Below are 14,288 nucleotides of genomic sequence, written 5' to 3' on the forward strand. Positions count from 1 at the left end.
GCTTTCAGGAAAAGGAAGAGGAATGGAATGAAGTTCAGTCGGGCTTGACGCCGGCGTCCTTGATGACCTTGGCCCACTTGGACAGGTCGGCTTTCTGGGTGTCGGCGAGCTGCTGCGGCGTGCTTCCCACCAGCGTGACGCCGAGCTTGTCGGCCATCGCGACGATCTCGGGGTCCTTCAGCTGGCGAACGATTTCGTCGTGCAGGCGCTGGACCACCGGCGCGGGTGTGCCGGCCGGCGCGTAGACGGCCTGCCACTGCTCCACCACGAAGTCCTTGAAGCCGGCCTGCCCCATGGTCGGTACATCGGGCAGGGCCTTCAGGCGTGCCGCCGAAGTGACGGCCAGCGCCTTGAGGTGACCGCTCTGGATGTGCGGCAACGCGGCCGCCACCGGCGCGAACATGAAAGTCGCATGGCCCGCTAGGACGTCCTGGATGGCCGGCGTGTCGCCCTTGTAGGGAACGTGCGTCAGCTTCGCGCCCGTCTGCAGCCGCAGCAGTTCGCCCTGCATCTGCAGCACGGTGCCGTTGCCGCCGGAGGCGAAGGAGATCTCGTCGGGGCGCGCCTTCGCCTGCGCGACAAGGTCCGCGACCGTCCGGAACGGCTGGTTCGCACCGACGATGAGCACATGCGGGATGGTCCCGATGAGCGACACCGGCGCGAAGGCCTTGACCGGGTCGTACTGCATCTTCGGCAGCAGGTTGGGCACGATCGCCTGCGGGCCGATCGATGTGCCCAGCAGCGTGTAGCCATCGGGTGCCGCACGCGCGACGAAGGCGGAGCCGATCGTGCCGGTGGCGCCTGCCTTGTTGTCCACGATCACCGTGGCGCCCAGGTAGGTACCCAGGCGCAGCGCGATGGCACGCCCGAGGATGTCGGTGGTGCCGCCCGGCGGGTACGGCACCACCCAGGTGATGGGCTTGCCGGTGGGCCACTGGCCTTGAGCGAGAACGGGCAACGACACGGCGGCGAGCGCGGCCAGGCCCAGCGCGCCGAACCGGCGCCGATGAATGCGGATCATGGAGTCTCCAGAGTTGTGGTGGGGCGGTCGAAGCCGTAGAGCGCGACCGGGTTGTCGACGAGCACGCGGTGCAGCGCCCGACGTGTGCCGGTCCAGCCGGCGAGCAGCGCCATCAGCTGTGCGTCGTCCGGCATCGCCTGGTGGCCGGCGCTGGCGGATGCGTGCGGCCAGTCGCTGCCCCAGAGCACGCGATCCGGCGCGGCTTCCAGGAAGCCGCGTGCCAGTGGGGCCACGTCTTCGTACCCCGGCGCGCCCCGCTCGCTGACGATGTAGGCGCCGGACAGCTTGACCCAGGCGCGGCGCTCCTCGAGCAAGCGAAGGATCAGCGCATGCGACGGGTGCACGCCTGCCATGGCGGGCGCGAGCCGGCCGAAATGGTCGAACACGACCGGCACCGGCAAGTCGCCCAGCACGCCTGCGAGGTCACTCCACGCCTGAGCGGGGGCAAGCAGCTGCAGGTGCCAGCCCAGTGGCGCGACACGGCGTGCGAGCGGTTCGATCTGCGAGGCGGAATTCACGACACCCAGCGACAGATTCAGGCGGATGCCCCGCACCCCGCGGGCATGCAGCGCCTCCAGTTCGGAATCGCTGACCCGTTCGTCGACCACGGCCACGCCGCGCGCCTGCGTTCCGAAGGCTGCAAGTGCGTCGCACAGCGGCCCGTTGTCGGTGCCGTAGGTCGAAGGCGTCACGAACACGACCCGCTGCGTTCCCGTGCGCCGCTGCAGCCGGCGGTAGTCCGCCGCGCTGGCGTCCGGCGGCCGCAGCGTGGCACCGGGCGTCGCGGGATAGCGCGCGTCGTACAGATGCACGTGGCAGTCGCAGGCACCGGGCGGAACGTCGACGGGCGTGCGGCCGCGCCCCGCGGAGAACGGAGCGATGAGCGCATCCGCGCACGAAGCATCGATCGCGGCCATGCGGAGTCAGTCCATCTTGGCGCCGGACGACTTGACGATCGCGCTCCAGCGCACGCCGTCGGTGCGGATGAGCGAGGCGAACTTCTCGGGCGTGCCGGTCATCACTTCCGCGCCTTGCGCGACCAGCTTCTTCTTCACCTCGTCCGTCGCCAGGGCCTTGTTGAATGCGGCGTTCAGCTTGGCGACGGCGTCCTTGGGCATGGCGGCAGGGCCGGCGACGCCGAACCACGTCACGGCCTCGAAGTCCTTGTAGCCCGACTCGGCAACGGTGGGCACGTCGGGCAGGTCGCTGTTGCGCTGCAGCGAAGTCACCGCCAGCGCGCGCAACTGGCCGCTCTTGATCTGGGCGATCAGTGTCGGCACCGACGAGACGTACATCTGGATCTGGCCGCCGACGAGGTCCGTCAGGCCCTGCGAGGCGCCCTTGTACGGGACGTGCGTGAACTGCACGCCGGCGGCCTTCTGGAACTGCTCGGTCGCCAGGTGCGCCACGGTGCCGTTGCCCGAGCTCGCATAGTTGAGCGAAGTGGGCTTGGCCTTGGCGGCGGCAACCACGTCCGCGAGCTTCTTGTAGGGCGATGCGGCGGACACCACAACGACCAGGGGCGCCGACGCGACAAGCCCCACCGCCGCCAGGTCCTTTACCGGGTCGTAGGGCAGCTTCGCGTACAGCGACGGGTTGATCGCGAGGTTGCTTGTCTGGCCCAGCACCAGCGTGTAGCCGTCCGGGCTGGCCTTGACCGCGGCATCGACGCCGATGTTGCCGCCGGAGCCCGGCTTGTTGTCGATGACGATGGTCCAGCCTTCGGATGTCGCGACCTTGTTGGCCACTTCGCGGGCAATGATGTCCGTGCCGCCGCCGGGCGGGAAGGGCACGATCAGGCGGATCGGACGCGAGGGATAGGCCTGCGCCAGGGCCATGCCGCAGGTGAGCAGGAGGGCGGCGCCGAGCGCTGCACGGCGGGAAATGGAGCTGTGGCTCGAGTTACGCATGTAGGTGTCTCCGAATCGTTCGATGAGTGCCTGGCAGCCGGGCTCCAGGGCATGCAGCGATTTTGGTTTCGCGTTTCGCGCCATACAATGGTGGTTCATGAGACGGACCATGGACCATCCAGTGAAACAAAATGACCATTGAGAAAAGCGCCGCGACGGCAAGGCGCAGGCGACCGACCGAAGTCGTCGAGGTCCCGCGCGAAGCCGATCTCGAAACGACAGGCGGCGTGACCGCGGTCACCCGCGCCCTGCAACTGCTAGACACCTTCGGCATGCAGGACGAACGGCTTTCGCTGGCCGAGCTGACACGGCGCACCGGCATGCACAAGACCACCATCCTGCGGCTGCTTCGCACGCTGGCGCTGGCCGGCTACGTGGTGCAGCGCGACGACGGCGAATGGCGGCTCGGGCCTGCCGCTGGCTGGCTCGGTGCCCGCTACCAGGCCAGCTTCGATGCCAACAACGTGGTGGAGCCGATGCTCCTTGCGCTATCGCAGGCCACGGGCGAGAGCGCGGCCTTCTACGTGCGCGAAGGCAATTCGCGCACCTGCCTCGCGCGCGTGGAAGGACCGCAGCCGATCCGCCATCACGCGCGCATGGGCGCGATGCTTCCGCTGGAGCTGGGGTCGCCGGGGCGGGTGATCCTCGCGTTTTCCGGGGAGCAGGGAAAGCTGTACGAGGACATCCGCAAGAAGGGCTATCACTTTTCCATCGGCGAGCGCGAGAAGAACGTGGCGACGGTGTCGGCGCCGGTCTTCGGCCTGCGCTGGGCCTTGCTCGGGTCGGTATGCATTTCCGGGCCGGCGGACCGCTTGCCGAAAGCCAAGCTCATCGGCCACGCGAAGACGATCATGAAAGCGGCGAACGAGTTGTCCTATGCGTTGGCCGGCCGCCCCACGGCGCAGACGCCGGCCGTCGTCTCGACCTGGCATCCGTAGGCCGCGCCATCTCCATCACTTTGTGCGAGTCGGGGATGTCGCCTCGACCGACGTCCAGACGATGCAGTTCTTGCCGCTTCGCTTGGCCTGGTAGAGCGCGGTGTCCGCTGCTTTCGTCAATGCATCGAGCGACGCGGCGTTCGATCGCCGTGCCGTGGCACAGCCGACGCTCACGGTGAGTGGTGCCAGGTCCTGCGCGCCATCGTTGGGGCGGGAGCCTTCGGCTTCGGCGCGTATGGCCTCGGCGACCCGCATGGCCCCTGTTTCGTCCGTGTCGGGCAGAACGGCCATGAACTCCTCTCCGCCATACCGTGCCGCAACATCGCCGCGTCGCCGCACGTGCCTTGCGATGCAGTTGGCGAGATGCTGGAGCGCGACGTCGCCATGGGCATGCCCATGCGCGTCGTTGTAGCGTTTGAAATTGTCCGCATCCACGAAGAGCACGGACAGGCAACCGTCGCCGCGCTGCAGGCGGTCCCATTCGCTCTCCAGCGCCAGGTCGAGCGCGCGCCGGTTCTTCAGGCCCGTGAGGGAATCGGTCTGGGTCAGCTCCCTCAGGTGCTGCTCCGCGATCACCCGGCCTCGCAGCGCAAACGCGAGCAGCCACACACCGGCGCAGAAGGCACTGCTGACCAGCAGCGACGAAAGGCCGACGATCCACGACAGCCGTTTCCAGGACGCCAGGGCATCGTCCAAGGCCGGGGCAATCACCGCAATGAACGGCGTTCCGGGCACGCGCTGGAAGGTGTACAGGCGAATCGTTCCATCGATGACCGAGGACGCCGCATAGAAGCCGGACTCCCGATTCACCATGCGCGGAAACGTCGGCGATCCTTTCAGGTCGTGGGTGAGCGCCTTGCCCGGAGCGGGGTTTCTTGCAACCAGGGTGCCATCCGTGCGAACGATCGCCGCCACGCCGCGCGGGCCGATTTCCAGGTCGTCCAGCAAGTGCTTGAAGTAATCGAGGTCGATGGCGACGAGCGCGGTGCCCCCGAAAGTCCCGTCCGGGCGGTTGATTCTTCGGCTCAGCGCGATGGCCTCAACGCCTTCGCGCGCGCGTGCCCGATAGGCCGACGAGACATAGAGGCCGAGGTTCGTGGCATCGCGATGCGCGGTGAAGTAGTCGCGGTCACTGAAATCCCAACGATGCGTGCTGGAGCAGCAACCGTCGATGAGCTGGCCCTTGTCGTCCGTGACGCCCATGCCGGTGACATAGCGGGCAGAGACTGTCGAGCCGAACAGCAATTCGTGCCGCACCTCCGGACTCAGGCTTCGCACAATGGGTTTGTCCAAGGAGGCGATCAGCATGAGCAGCGACTGATCCGCCGATTCGACGGTCCGCGAGATGTTGCTCGCCAGAACGGCTGCGACGTTCTTCGACATCCCGTGCGCATGTTCGACGGCCGTTTCCCGGTCCGCCCACAGCGTGAGGACGCTGATGGACAGCACGACCAGTGTCAGGAGCGTCCCCAGCCCACCGACGATCAAAGGGTGATGACCTGCCAAGGTGGCAAGTCTCTGTGAGCAGGGACGCGGGGGCATGACGCTTTTTTGTCGATGGCTGCCGTGCAGGACCTTGGCGGAAATGCGCGGCGATGCCTGACCAGGGAGACCGGCGCCACAGGGGGCGCCATCGCGCGTTTATATGTCGCGGACAGGTTGTTGATCAAATCTACTACCTGACCGGAAGCGCGCCCGGGCAGGAGCCGGCGTGACTATCGGCGTGCGCCGGCGAGCAGCGCGATCTCCTCGAGCAGCTCGGCCAGCGCCGCCCCGACGAAGTCCAGCGTGGCTGCGTCGACCAGCCGGCCGTCCTGGATGCGCGAGGCCACATTGGCAATGGCCACGTGCGGGCGCACCAGCGGGCGGGCCAGCGTGGCGGCCAGCGCATCGCGGATCTGCGCCTGCGCGCGCACGCCGCCGGCGGTACCGGGCGACGCCGTCATCACCAGCGCCGGCTTGCCTTTCAGAGGCGACGCGAAGCCGGGCCGCGAGGCCCAGTCGATGGCATTCTTCAGCACGCCCGGCATGCCGTAGTTGTATTCGGGCGAGCACAGCACGAGCCCGTCGGCGCCCGCAATGGCGCTCTTCAGGCGTGCCACAGGCGCGGGCGGCGTGTCGCCGTCGAGATCGGCGTTGTAGATGGGAATGTCGTCCAGCGGCACGATCTCCAGCGCCACATGCGGTGGCAGCAGCGGCTGCAGGCTGCGCAGCACGGCCGTGCAGTTCGAGGCCCGGCGAATGCTGCCGGAGATGGCGACAAGTCGCGTGGTGGGGTGGGTGGTGTCGTTCAAAGCGGGGGGTTCCTCTGTTCCAAGCGGCGGGAGTTTATGCATAAAATTGAAAACATGTACAAAAAAGAATCGACTGCCGAGCGCGCGCTCCCGCTCGTCGACCAGGCCTTCATCCGGCTGCGCCAGGACGTGCTCTCTGGCACCTACGGCGCCGGGGCGAAGCTCAAGCTCGACGAGCTGCAGACGGCCTACGGCTTTTCGAGCAGCCCGCTGCGCGAGGCGCTCAGCCGGCTGGCGCAGGAGGGGCTGATCCGTGCCGACGAACGCCGCGGCTTCCGCGTGGCCGACATCTCGCCCGAAGACCTCGCGGACATCACCCGCATGCGCGTCATGCTCGACGTGCAGGCGCTGCGCGAGTCCATCGCGAACGGCGACGACGCCTGGGAGGCGTCGGTGGTCGGTGCCTACCACCGCCTCGAGAAGATCGAAGGCCGCCTCGGCGACGGGCCCGTGGTGCTGGACGACGACTGGACCCAGCTGCACTCGGCCTTCCACGCCGCGCTGCTGGCGGCTTGCCCTTCGGAGCGCTTGCGCACCTGGAGCGCGAGCCTGTTCGACCAGGCGGAGCGCTACCGCCGCTATTCCGCGCGCTTTCGCAAGACGGCGCGGCGCAAGTCGAACGAACACCGCAAGATCATGGACGCCACCTTGCGCCGTGACGCCAAGACGGCCTGCGCACTGCTCGAAGAACACATCCTCAGCACCGAGCGCAATGTGATGGCGGTGCTGGGCGCCGCCGAGCGCGCCGACAAGAACTAGCGCGCCGCCGCGCCAGGATCGCCCGCGTGCAGCCGCCTGCACGCGCAGAGAACGCGACGCCCCGCGCAGCGCGCGCGTTCGCCGGTGGCTTGACGCCATCCCCCAATCTGCTTCTTTCCGTTTCTCTCAGCCTCGCGACCCGCGTTCCAGGCACGCGGCGCGAGGCCGCGCGCGCTCGCCAGACCGTCGGTAAAAACCACTATGCATCAATCTTGTTTTATGCACAAAAATACCTTCATGCATTAATCTGTGCATTCGACGGGTCGACCGCGGCCCGATGTGCAACGTACCCATCCGAAAGAAGCAACGCATGAAACTGATGTCCTACTCGCTCGCGGGCCGCGAAACCTGGGGCGCCGTCGTCGAAGGCGGCGTGGTCGATCTGGCCGCGCGTACCGGCCACGCGACGCTGGCCGACTTCATCGCCAGCGCCGACTTCGCGCGCCGCGACGCGCTGGTCGAGGGGCTCGTGGCCGACACGCCGCTGTCCGACGTGCGCTATCTGCCGGTGATTCCCAAGCCCGAGAAGATCGTGTGCGCCGTGCGCAACTACATGGACCACCACCAGGAGGTGCTGGCCGCCGGCATGCAGCGCGAGCTGTCGGAGCAGCCGCCGATCTTCCTGCGCGTCTGGCGCTCGCAGACACCGCACGAAGGACCGATCGTGCGTCCGCGCGTGTCCGAGTCGCTCGACTGGGAAGGGGAGCTGGCGGTGATCATCGGCGAGGGCGGACGCGACATCGCCGAGGCCGACGCGTGGAAGCACGTGGCCGGCTACAGCTGCTACAACGACGGGAGCGTGCGCGAGTGGCAGTTCCACGCCAAGCAGATTGCCTCGGGCAAGAACTTCGAGTCCACCGGCGGCTTCGGTCCGTGGATGGTGACGGCCGACGAGATTGCGCCGGGGCGCGAGCTCAGGCTCGAGACGCGCCTCAACGGCGAGGTCGTTCAGTCCAGCCACACGGGCCACATGATCTTCTCGATTCCGCGGCTCATCGCCTATGCGTCGACCATCTTCACGCTGGTGCCCGGCGACGTCCTCATCACCGGCACGCCGGCCGGCGTAGGCTGGAGCAAGAAGCCGCCGCGCTTCATGAAGCCGGGCGACGTGGTCGAAGTCGAGATCGAGGCCGTGGGCCTCCTGCGCAACCCCGTGGTCGCGCAGGACTGACGCAACCCGCCTGCAACGGCCGCATCGCCGCGCAACGCCCCACCGCAATCGTGCGAGACGCCCGCAAAGGGCGCCGCCTCAGGAGACACACTTGAAACGAAGAACCCTTCTCGCCGCGTGCGCGGCGACGGCCGCCGCATGGCCGGCCGCCCGTGCCTTCGCGCAGGGCTACCCGGAACGTCCAGTGAAGCTCTACCAGGGCTTCGCGCCGGGCGGCAACGCCGACGCGATCGCCCGGGCCATCGGCGTCGAGATGGGCAAGACCCTCGGCCAGCCGGTCGTGGTCGAGGCCCAGGCCGGCGCGGGCGGCACCATCGCCGCGGCCACCGTGGCGCGCGCCAGGCCCGACGGCTACACGCTGCTGCTGGCCACCGGCGGCCACGCGGTGGCGGGGGCGCTGTACAACACGCTGCCCTACAAGACAGTGGCCGACTTCGAGGCGGTGTCCACCGTCACCTACTTTCCGTTCCTGATCGTGGTCAACGCCAGCTCCAAGGTGCAGAGCCTCGCGGAGATCCTCGCGTCGGCCAAGGCCGCGCCGGGCACGGTCGCCTACGGCACCGCCGGCATCGGCTCGACGCACCACCTGGCGGGCGAGCTGCTCACCAAGATGGCCGGCGTGTCGATGATGCACGTGCCCTACCGCGGCGACGCGGCCGCGCTCACCGCGCTGCTCGGCGGCGAGGTGCCGTTCATCATCGCGCCGCCGACGGCGGTGGTTCCCAACATCCAGGCCGGCAGGCTGCGCGCGGTGGCCGCCACCGGGCCGCAGCGCTGGCCGGGCCTGCCCAAGGTGCCGACGGTTGCGGAGCAGGGCGTGCCGGGGTATGACGTGCGTTCGTGGGCCGGCGTGCTGGCGCCCGCGGGCACGCCGCGCCCCATCGTCGACCGGCTCAACGCCGAGACCCTGCATGCGCTGCAGGCCGCGTCGGTGCGCCAGCGCCTGGAAGACATGGGCGGCGAGGCGCGCGGCAGCACGCCCGAGGAAATGAAGGCGCTGGTCGCGCGAGAACTCGAGAAGTGGACCCAGGTGGTCGCCGATGCAAAGATTCCCAGGCAATGAAATGAACGAAAGAGCAATGCCATGTCACTGATCGCGCTGCGCAAGCGAAGCCTCACCGTCGAGACCGTTTTCCATGAAGGCGGGCCGCCGCCCGACAAGCCGCTGCGTATCGCCGCCGCGTGCGCCGTCATCCGCAACCCCTATGCCGGCCGCTACGAGCCCGACCTGCTGCCCTTCATGGCGGAACTGCGCAGCCTTGGCACCGCGCTGGCCGAAGAGCTGGTGGCCACGCTGGGCAAGGAGAACGTCGAGGCCTACAGCAAGGCGGCCATCGTCGGCGTCAACGGGGAACTCGAGCACGGCGCTGTCTGGCACGAGGCCGGCGGCTGGGCCATGCGCCAGGTGCTGGGCGAGCCCAAGGCCATCGTGCCCGCGGCCAAGGCGGTAGCCGCCACCGGCTACCGGCTGATGGTGCCGCTGCACTACATCCACGCAGCCTACGTGCGCAGCCACTTCAACACGGTCGAGGTGGGCATCCAGGACGCGCCCCGGCCCGACGAGATCCTCTTCGCGCTGGTGATGGCCGACGGCGGGCGCATCCATTCGCGCCTGGGCGGCCTCGCCAAGGAGCAGGTCAGCGTGAACGACGGGCAGCGCTGAGCATGGCGACGCAAACCATGCGCGCCGTGCAGTTGTCCGAAACGGGCGGCCCCGAAGTCCTGCGGCTGGTGGACCTGCCGCTGCCCGAGCCCGGCCCGGGGCAGGTGCGGGTTCGGGCGGCCGCCATCGGCGCGGGCGGGCCCGACGTGCTCATCCGCAACGGCACCTACAAGTGGATGCCGCCGCTGCCGGCCATTCCGGGCAACGAGATGGCGGGCACGGTCGACGCGGTCGGCGCCGGCGTCACGCGGCTGTCGGTGGGCCAGCGCGTGCTCGTGAGCGCGCGCGAACTCGCGCAGCGCGGCGGCTGCTACGCCGAATGCATCTGCGTGAGCGAGGCTGCGCCCTTCGTGCTGCCGCCGGCGCTGGGCTTCGACGACGCCGTGAGCCTGGGCAACTTCCAGCTGGCCATCGCCTTGCTGGCGAGCAACGGCAACCTGCCCGCGCAGACCGTGCTGCTGCCGGGCGCGGCGGGCGGCGTGGCCACCGCGGTCGCGCAGGTGGCCCGTGCGCGCGGTCTGCGCGTGATCGGCACCGCCTCGTCCGACGAGAAGCGCGCCTTCGCGCTGGACAACGGCGCCAGCGAGGTCATCGACGGCGACCCTGCGACGCTGCCTGAACGCGTGATGGCGCTCACCGGCGGGCGCGGCGCCGACCTGGCCTTCGACCACGTGGGCGGTGCGCTCTTCATCGCCTGCCTTCGCTCCCTCGCGCCTTTCGGCATGGCGGTCTCCTACAACATCCTCGCGGGCCCGCCCGCGGGCGATGTGTTCGACGAACTGCGCAAGCTGCTCGGCAAGAGCCTGGCGATCCGCACCTTCTCCATCCACACCGTCGACAGCGACATCACGCATCGGCGCGGCCTGATGGAGGAGGCCATCGCGCTGATGGCCGCGGGCCGGGTGCGCGCGCCGCGCGCCACCCGGCTGCCATTGGCCGAGGCGCGGCATGCGCACGAGTTGCTCGACCGCGGCGGCGCGCTCGGCAAGCTTGTCCTCGTTCCGTGAACCCCCAACCGACGAACCCGAAACCGGCGGAGACCGTCTTGAGCACACCCTACATTCCCAACCTGTCGCACTGCGGCATCTTCTGCCGCGACCTGGCGGTGATGAAGCGCTTCTACACCGGCGTGTTCGACATGCAGGAGACCGACCGCGGTGTCGGCGGCACCTTCCGCTACGAGCTGGTGTTCCTCAGCGGACGCGACGACCAGCACCACCAACTGGTGCTGGCGGGCGGCCGCGGCGCGGATGCGCCAAGCACCGTGATGCAGCTCTCGTTCAAGATCCACACCATCGACCACCTGCGCGAAGCGCGCCGTCGCGCGCTGTCGCTGGGCGCGACGAAGATGCGCGGCCTCAACCATGGCAACGCGCTGTCCATCTACTGCATGGACCCGGAGGACAACACGGTCGAGGTCTACCTCGACACACCGTGGTACGTCAGCCAGCCGCACGGCGATCCGTTGGACCTCGACGAGACCGACGAAGCGATCTGGACGCAGACCGAGCGCGTGGTGCGCTCGGACCCGAGCTTCATGCCCGCACAGGAATGGGCCGCCTTGTTCGCGCAGCGAAGCGCGGCACTGCGCGCATCGAAGACCGACGGCGAGCGTCAGCGTCAGCCGGCGCCGGTCCGACGGTGACCGGCGACCCGGGCGACAGGGCTCCTGGACAAGATGACGCCCCTGGCGATGTTCAGAGCCTGCCTTTCGTCTCCGCAGGAACTGCCCTTGTGCGCCGGCTCGCGCCTTCGTCCGGCAGCAAGGCCAACAGGGCTTTCACCAACGGCGACTCGTCCGACTTGCGCCAGACCACCAGCGTGTCGACGTAGGTTTTCTCGCCCTTCAGCGACCGGTACACCACGCCTTCACGGTGCAGCGCCTTCACGCATGCCGGCACCAGCGCAATGCCGACGCCGCCCGACACCAGGCTCACGATGGTATTCATCTGCCGCGCAGGGAACATCAGCGGGCTGAAGCCGCGCCGCATGCAAGTCGCGACGATGGCATCGAACATCTGCGGGCCGATGTGGCGCTCGAAGCCCAGGAAGCGTTCGCTCGAGAACTTCTCCAGGGCCACCGGCCCCGTGCCCGCGAGCGGGTGGGCCTCGGGCAGGGCGAGGATCAACGTGTCCTTCTGCACCAGCCGCGAGCCGAGCGTGGCCGGCATGTCGGACGGCTGCAGCACCATGCCGACGTCGAGGTGGCCGGCCTCGACGTCCGAGACGATCTGCTCGGTGATGCCTTCGCGCAGCGCCACACTGGCCCGGGGGTGCGCCTCGTTGAAACGCCGCAGCGTCGGCGGCAGGAACGAATAGGCGGGAAGGCTGATGAAGCCGACGGCGATCGAGCCCATGATGCCGGCCGCGCCGTCCTGCGCGCGGCGGCGCATGGTTTCCATGCCCGCGAGAACGGCGCGCGCGTCGTGCAGCGCGTCTTCGCCCGCGCGCGTGATCGCGATGCGACGCGACGTGCGCTCGAAAAGCGCCACGCCCAGTTCGTCTTCCAGCTCCTTGATGGCCAGGCTCACCGGCGGCTGCGACAGGTGCAGGCGTTGCGCGGCACGGCCGAAGTGGAGCTCTTCGGCCACAGCGACGAGGCAGCGGAGGTGGCGCAGTTCCATCGATCTGAATCCTGTATTGATCGATATGAATTGTAGATTTGTTGCTATGGATGTCCGATCCTAGACTTTGCTCCGAGGACGCTGGCGCTACCCGCTGCCGCACCCCAAGGAGACAAAGAGATGACCGAAAAAGCGACGGCCCTGCCACGAGCACGGACCGTGGTTCACCCTGGCCCCTACGGTCCTGTGCGGATCGCCCACATGCATGCCGACAAGGGCAGGCACTTCCGGCTGTCGCTGCCCGCGGGACGCACGCTGCACGACAGCCTGGTGCAGGCGCTGGCCGCCGAAGACGTGGCCAGCGCTTCGATGACGCTCATCGACGGCGAACTTGAACACCTGAGCTTCTGCACGGCGCTGCCCGATCCCGCCGGCCGTGTGCTCGCGACCTACGGCGCCCCGGAGGCGCTGCGCGGAGCGCGCCTGATCTTCGGCAACGCCACGATGGGCCGCCGCGCCGACGGCGGCCCCGTCGTCCATTGCCATGGCGTGTTCCGCGAAGTCGACGGGCGCGTGCGCGGCGGGCACATCCTGGCCGAACGCACGTCGGTCGGCCGGAGTCCCGTCACCGTGGTGGTGACCGCGCTGGACAGCTTCGAGTTGCGCGTGGCCTACGACGAAGAAACGCGCATGCCGCTGATGCGCCCCCAGGCGCGGGCGGTGGCCCATGGCTGACGTTCGCCTGGTGGAGCGCGGCCGCATGGGCCGCGTGGCCTACGCGCGCATCGGCCCCAATGAAGACCTGGTGCAGAGCGTGGAAAAACTCTGCGTGGCCCAGGGCATGCGCCATGCCTTCGTGCGCGGTGCGCTCGGCAGCCTCATCGACGCATGCCTGGAGCGGCCCGACGGCGCGTGCCAGGTGGTTCGCGGCCCCGCCGTGGAAATCGTGAGCCTGGCCGGCGAGGTGCGCCTGCAGCCCGACGGCACGCTGCGCGCGGCCCTCACGGGCGTGGTCGCCGACACCGAAGGCCGGGTCCACGGCGGTCCGTTCGTGGCCGGCGCCAACGCTGTTTGCGTCACCTTCGAGATCACGCTCGAAGAGTGGCTTCCTTCCGAAGATTCCTGATTTCGAAAACCCCAAGGCAACCATGACAGACACCCCCTTCCTTCCCCGCGTCGCCGTCGTCACCGGAGGCGCGCGCGGCATAGGCCTTGCCATCGGACAGTGGTTCCTGGCCCACGGCTACCACGTCGCGCTGCTCGACAACGACCATGCCACGCTCGATGCGGCCGTCGCCGAACTCGCCTTGCCCGATCGCGTGCTGGGCGTGCACTGCGACGTGTCCGACGCGGCGCAGGTAGCCGCCGCGGCCAAGGCCGTCGCCGGCCGCTTCGGCCGCGTCGACGCGCTGGTCAACAACGCTGGCGTCGCGGTGTTCAAGCGCATCGCGGACACCTCTTTCGCCGATTGGCGTTCGGTGATGGGCACCAACCTCGACGGCGCCTTCCTCTGCACGCAGGCATTCAGCCCTTCGATGGTCGAGGCCGGCAGGGGTGCGGTGGTGAACGTGGCGTCGATCTCGGGCTTGCGCGCCAGCACGCTGCGCGTGGCCTATGGCACCAGCAAGGCGGCGCTCATCCACCTCACGAAGCAGTACGCGGTGGAGCTGGGCAATGCGGGCGTGCGCGTGAATGTGATCGCGCCCGGCCCGGTCGAGACCGAAATGGCCAAGCTGGTGCACAGCGTGGCGATCCGCTCCGACTACGTCGACGCCATTCCCCTGGGCCGCTACGGCAGCGTCGAGGAAATGGCCAACGCTGTGGGCTTCCTGTGCAGCGATGCGGCGAGCTTCATCAATGGCCAGGTGATTGCGGTGGACGGCGGCTTCGACGCTGCCGGCGTCGGCCTGCCGACGCTGCGCCGGGGCGCGGCCACCGCGCAGGCCGACCACGCCTGAGGAGCGAAGC

Annotated in this window: 16 protein-coding genes; 10 read left to right on the top strand and 6 right to left on the bottom strand. The window is 68.8% G+C overall.

Annotated elements, in window-relative coordinates; genetic code table 11:
- Positions 1–34: 34 nt before the first annotated feature.
- From AC1RVW_RS05660 to AC1RVW_RS05670, 3 genes are read right to left on the bottom strand one after another with little or no spacing between them, the layout of a single operon-like run.
- Positions 35–1,021: a Bug family tripartite tricarboxylate transporter substrate binding protein gene (locus AC1RVW_RS05660; protein WP_493198547.1), complete on the bottom strand. Its 987-nt coding sequence runs from the start codon at positions 1,019–1,021 to the stop codon at positions 35–37.
- Positions 1,018–1,938 (bottom strand): amidohydrolase family protein, encoded by a 921-nt coding sequence (locus AC1RVW_RS05665; RefSeq protein WP_493198549.1) that lies wholly within the window; start codon positions 1,936–1,938, stop codon positions 1,018–1,020. Before AC1RVW_RS05665 ends, AC1RVW_RS05660 begins: the two co-directional genes overlap by 4 nt.
- A gap of 6 nt (positions 1,939–1,944) precedes the next feature.
- Positions 1,945–2,931: a Bug family tripartite tricarboxylate transporter substrate binding protein gene (locus tag AC1RVW_RS05670; RefSeq protein WP_493198551.1), complete on the bottom strand. Its 987-nt coding sequence runs from the start codon at positions 2,929–2,931 to the stop codon at positions 1,945–1,947.
- A gap of 131 nt (positions 2,932–3,062) precedes the next feature.
- Here AC1RVW_RS05670 and AC1RVW_RS05675 point away from each other — a divergent pair, with 131 nt between their 5' ends.
- A complete protein-coding gene (locus AC1RVW_RS05675; protein WP_493198553.1) occupies positions 3,063–3,869 on the top strand; it encodes an IclR family transcriptional regulator in 807 nt (268 codons plus the stop codon).
- A 15-nt stretch (positions 3,870–3,884) separates the two neighbouring features.
- Here AC1RVW_RS05675 and AC1RVW_RS05680 read toward each other — a convergent pair whose 3' ends face one another.
- Both AC1RVW_RS05680 and AC1RVW_RS05685 read right to left on the bottom strand, forming a co-directional pair.
- Positions 3,885–5,411 (bottom strand): GGDEF domain-containing protein, encoded by a 1,527-nt coding sequence (locus tag AC1RVW_RS05680; protein WP_493198555.1) that lies wholly within the window; start codon positions 5,409–5,411, stop codon positions 3,885–3,887.
- 173 nt (positions 5,412–5,584) lie between these two features.
- Positions 5,585–6,163 (bottom strand): NADPH-dependent FMN reductase, encoded by a 579-nt coding sequence (locus tag AC1RVW_RS05685; RefSeq protein ID WP_493198557.1) that lies wholly within the window; start codon positions 6,161–6,163, stop codon positions 5,585–5,587.
- 36 nt (positions 6,164–6,199) lie between these two features.
- Between AC1RVW_RS05685 and AC1RVW_RS05690 the strand changes: the two genes are divergently transcribed.
- From AC1RVW_RS05690 to AC1RVW_RS05715, 6 genes are all read left to right on the top strand, one after another.
- Complete coding sequence (locus tag AC1RVW_RS05690) at positions 6,200–6,922, top strand: GntR family transcriptional regulator (protein ID WP_081267675.1); 723 nt, start codon at positions 6,200–6,202, stop codon at positions 6,920–6,922.
- A gap of 310 nt (positions 6,923–7,232) precedes the next feature.
- Complete coding sequence (locus AC1RVW_RS05695) at positions 7,233–8,093, top strand: fumarylacetoacetate hydrolase family protein (RefSeq protein ID WP_493198559.1); 861 nt, start codon at positions 7,233–7,235, stop codon at positions 8,091–8,093.
- A gap of 91 nt (positions 8,094–8,184) precedes the next feature.
- Positions 8,185–9,156, top strand: a complete 972-nt coding sequence (locus AC1RVW_RS05700) for a tripartite tricarboxylate transporter substrate binding protein (RefSeq protein WP_493198561.1) — start codon at positions 8,185–8,187, stop codon at positions 9,154–9,156.
- Between the two features lie 21 nt (positions 9,157–9,177).
- Positions 9,178–9,756: an amino acid synthesis family protein gene (locus AC1RVW_RS05705; RefSeq protein WP_081267673.1), complete on the top strand. Its 579-nt coding sequence runs from the start codon at positions 9,178–9,180 to the stop codon at positions 9,754–9,756.
- A 2-nt stretch (positions 9,757–9,758) separates the two neighbouring features.
- Entirely contained in the window at positions 9,759–10,763 is a 1,005-nt protein-coding gene (locus AC1RVW_RS05710) for a zinc-dependent alcohol dehydrogenase family protein (RefSeq protein ID WP_493198563.1), read from the top strand.
- A gap of 38 nt (positions 10,764–10,801) precedes the next feature.
- Entirely contained in the window at positions 10,802–11,401 is a 600-nt protein-coding gene (locus AC1RVW_RS05715) for a VOC family protein (protein WP_493198565.1), read from the top strand.
- A gap of 52 nt (positions 11,402–11,453) precedes the next feature.
- Here the strand turns inward: AC1RVW_RS05715 and AC1RVW_RS05720 are convergent, their stop codons facing one another.
- Positions 11,454–12,380: a LysR family transcriptional regulator gene (locus AC1RVW_RS05720; RefSeq protein ID WP_493198567.1), complete on the bottom strand. Its 927-nt coding sequence runs from the start codon at positions 12,378–12,380 to the stop codon at positions 11,454–11,456.
- 201 nt (positions 12,381–12,581) lie between these two features.
- On the opposite strand from AC1RVW_RS05720, the gene AC1RVW_RS05725 reads away from it, so the two are divergent.
- From AC1RVW_RS05725 to AC1RVW_RS05735, 3 genes are read left to right on the top strand one after another with little or no spacing between them, the layout of a single operon-like run.
- Positions 12,582–13,055: a PCC domain-containing protein gene (locus AC1RVW_RS05725; RefSeq protein WP_493198569.1), complete on the top strand. Its 474-nt coding sequence runs from the start codon at positions 12,582–12,584 to the stop codon at positions 13,053–13,055.
- Entirely contained in the window at positions 13,048–13,446 is a 399-nt protein-coding gene (locus tag AC1RVW_RS05730; protein ID WP_081267669.1) for a PPC domain-containing DNA-binding protein, read from the top strand. Before AC1RVW_RS05725 ends, AC1RVW_RS05730 begins: the two co-directional genes overlap by 8 nt.
- Positions 13,447–13,468: 22 nt before the next feature.
- The gene (locus tag AC1RVW_RS05735; RefSeq protein ID WP_285411286.1) at positions 13,469–14,278 is read left to right on the top strand and encodes an SDR family NAD(P)-dependent oxidoreductase; all 810 of its coding nucleotides are present in this window, start codon (positions 13,469–13,471) and stop codon (positions 14,276–14,278) included.
- Positions 14,279–14,288: the final 10 nt, after the last annotated feature.

Source organism: Variovorax sp. MPBD4-3 (assembly GCF_058809745.1).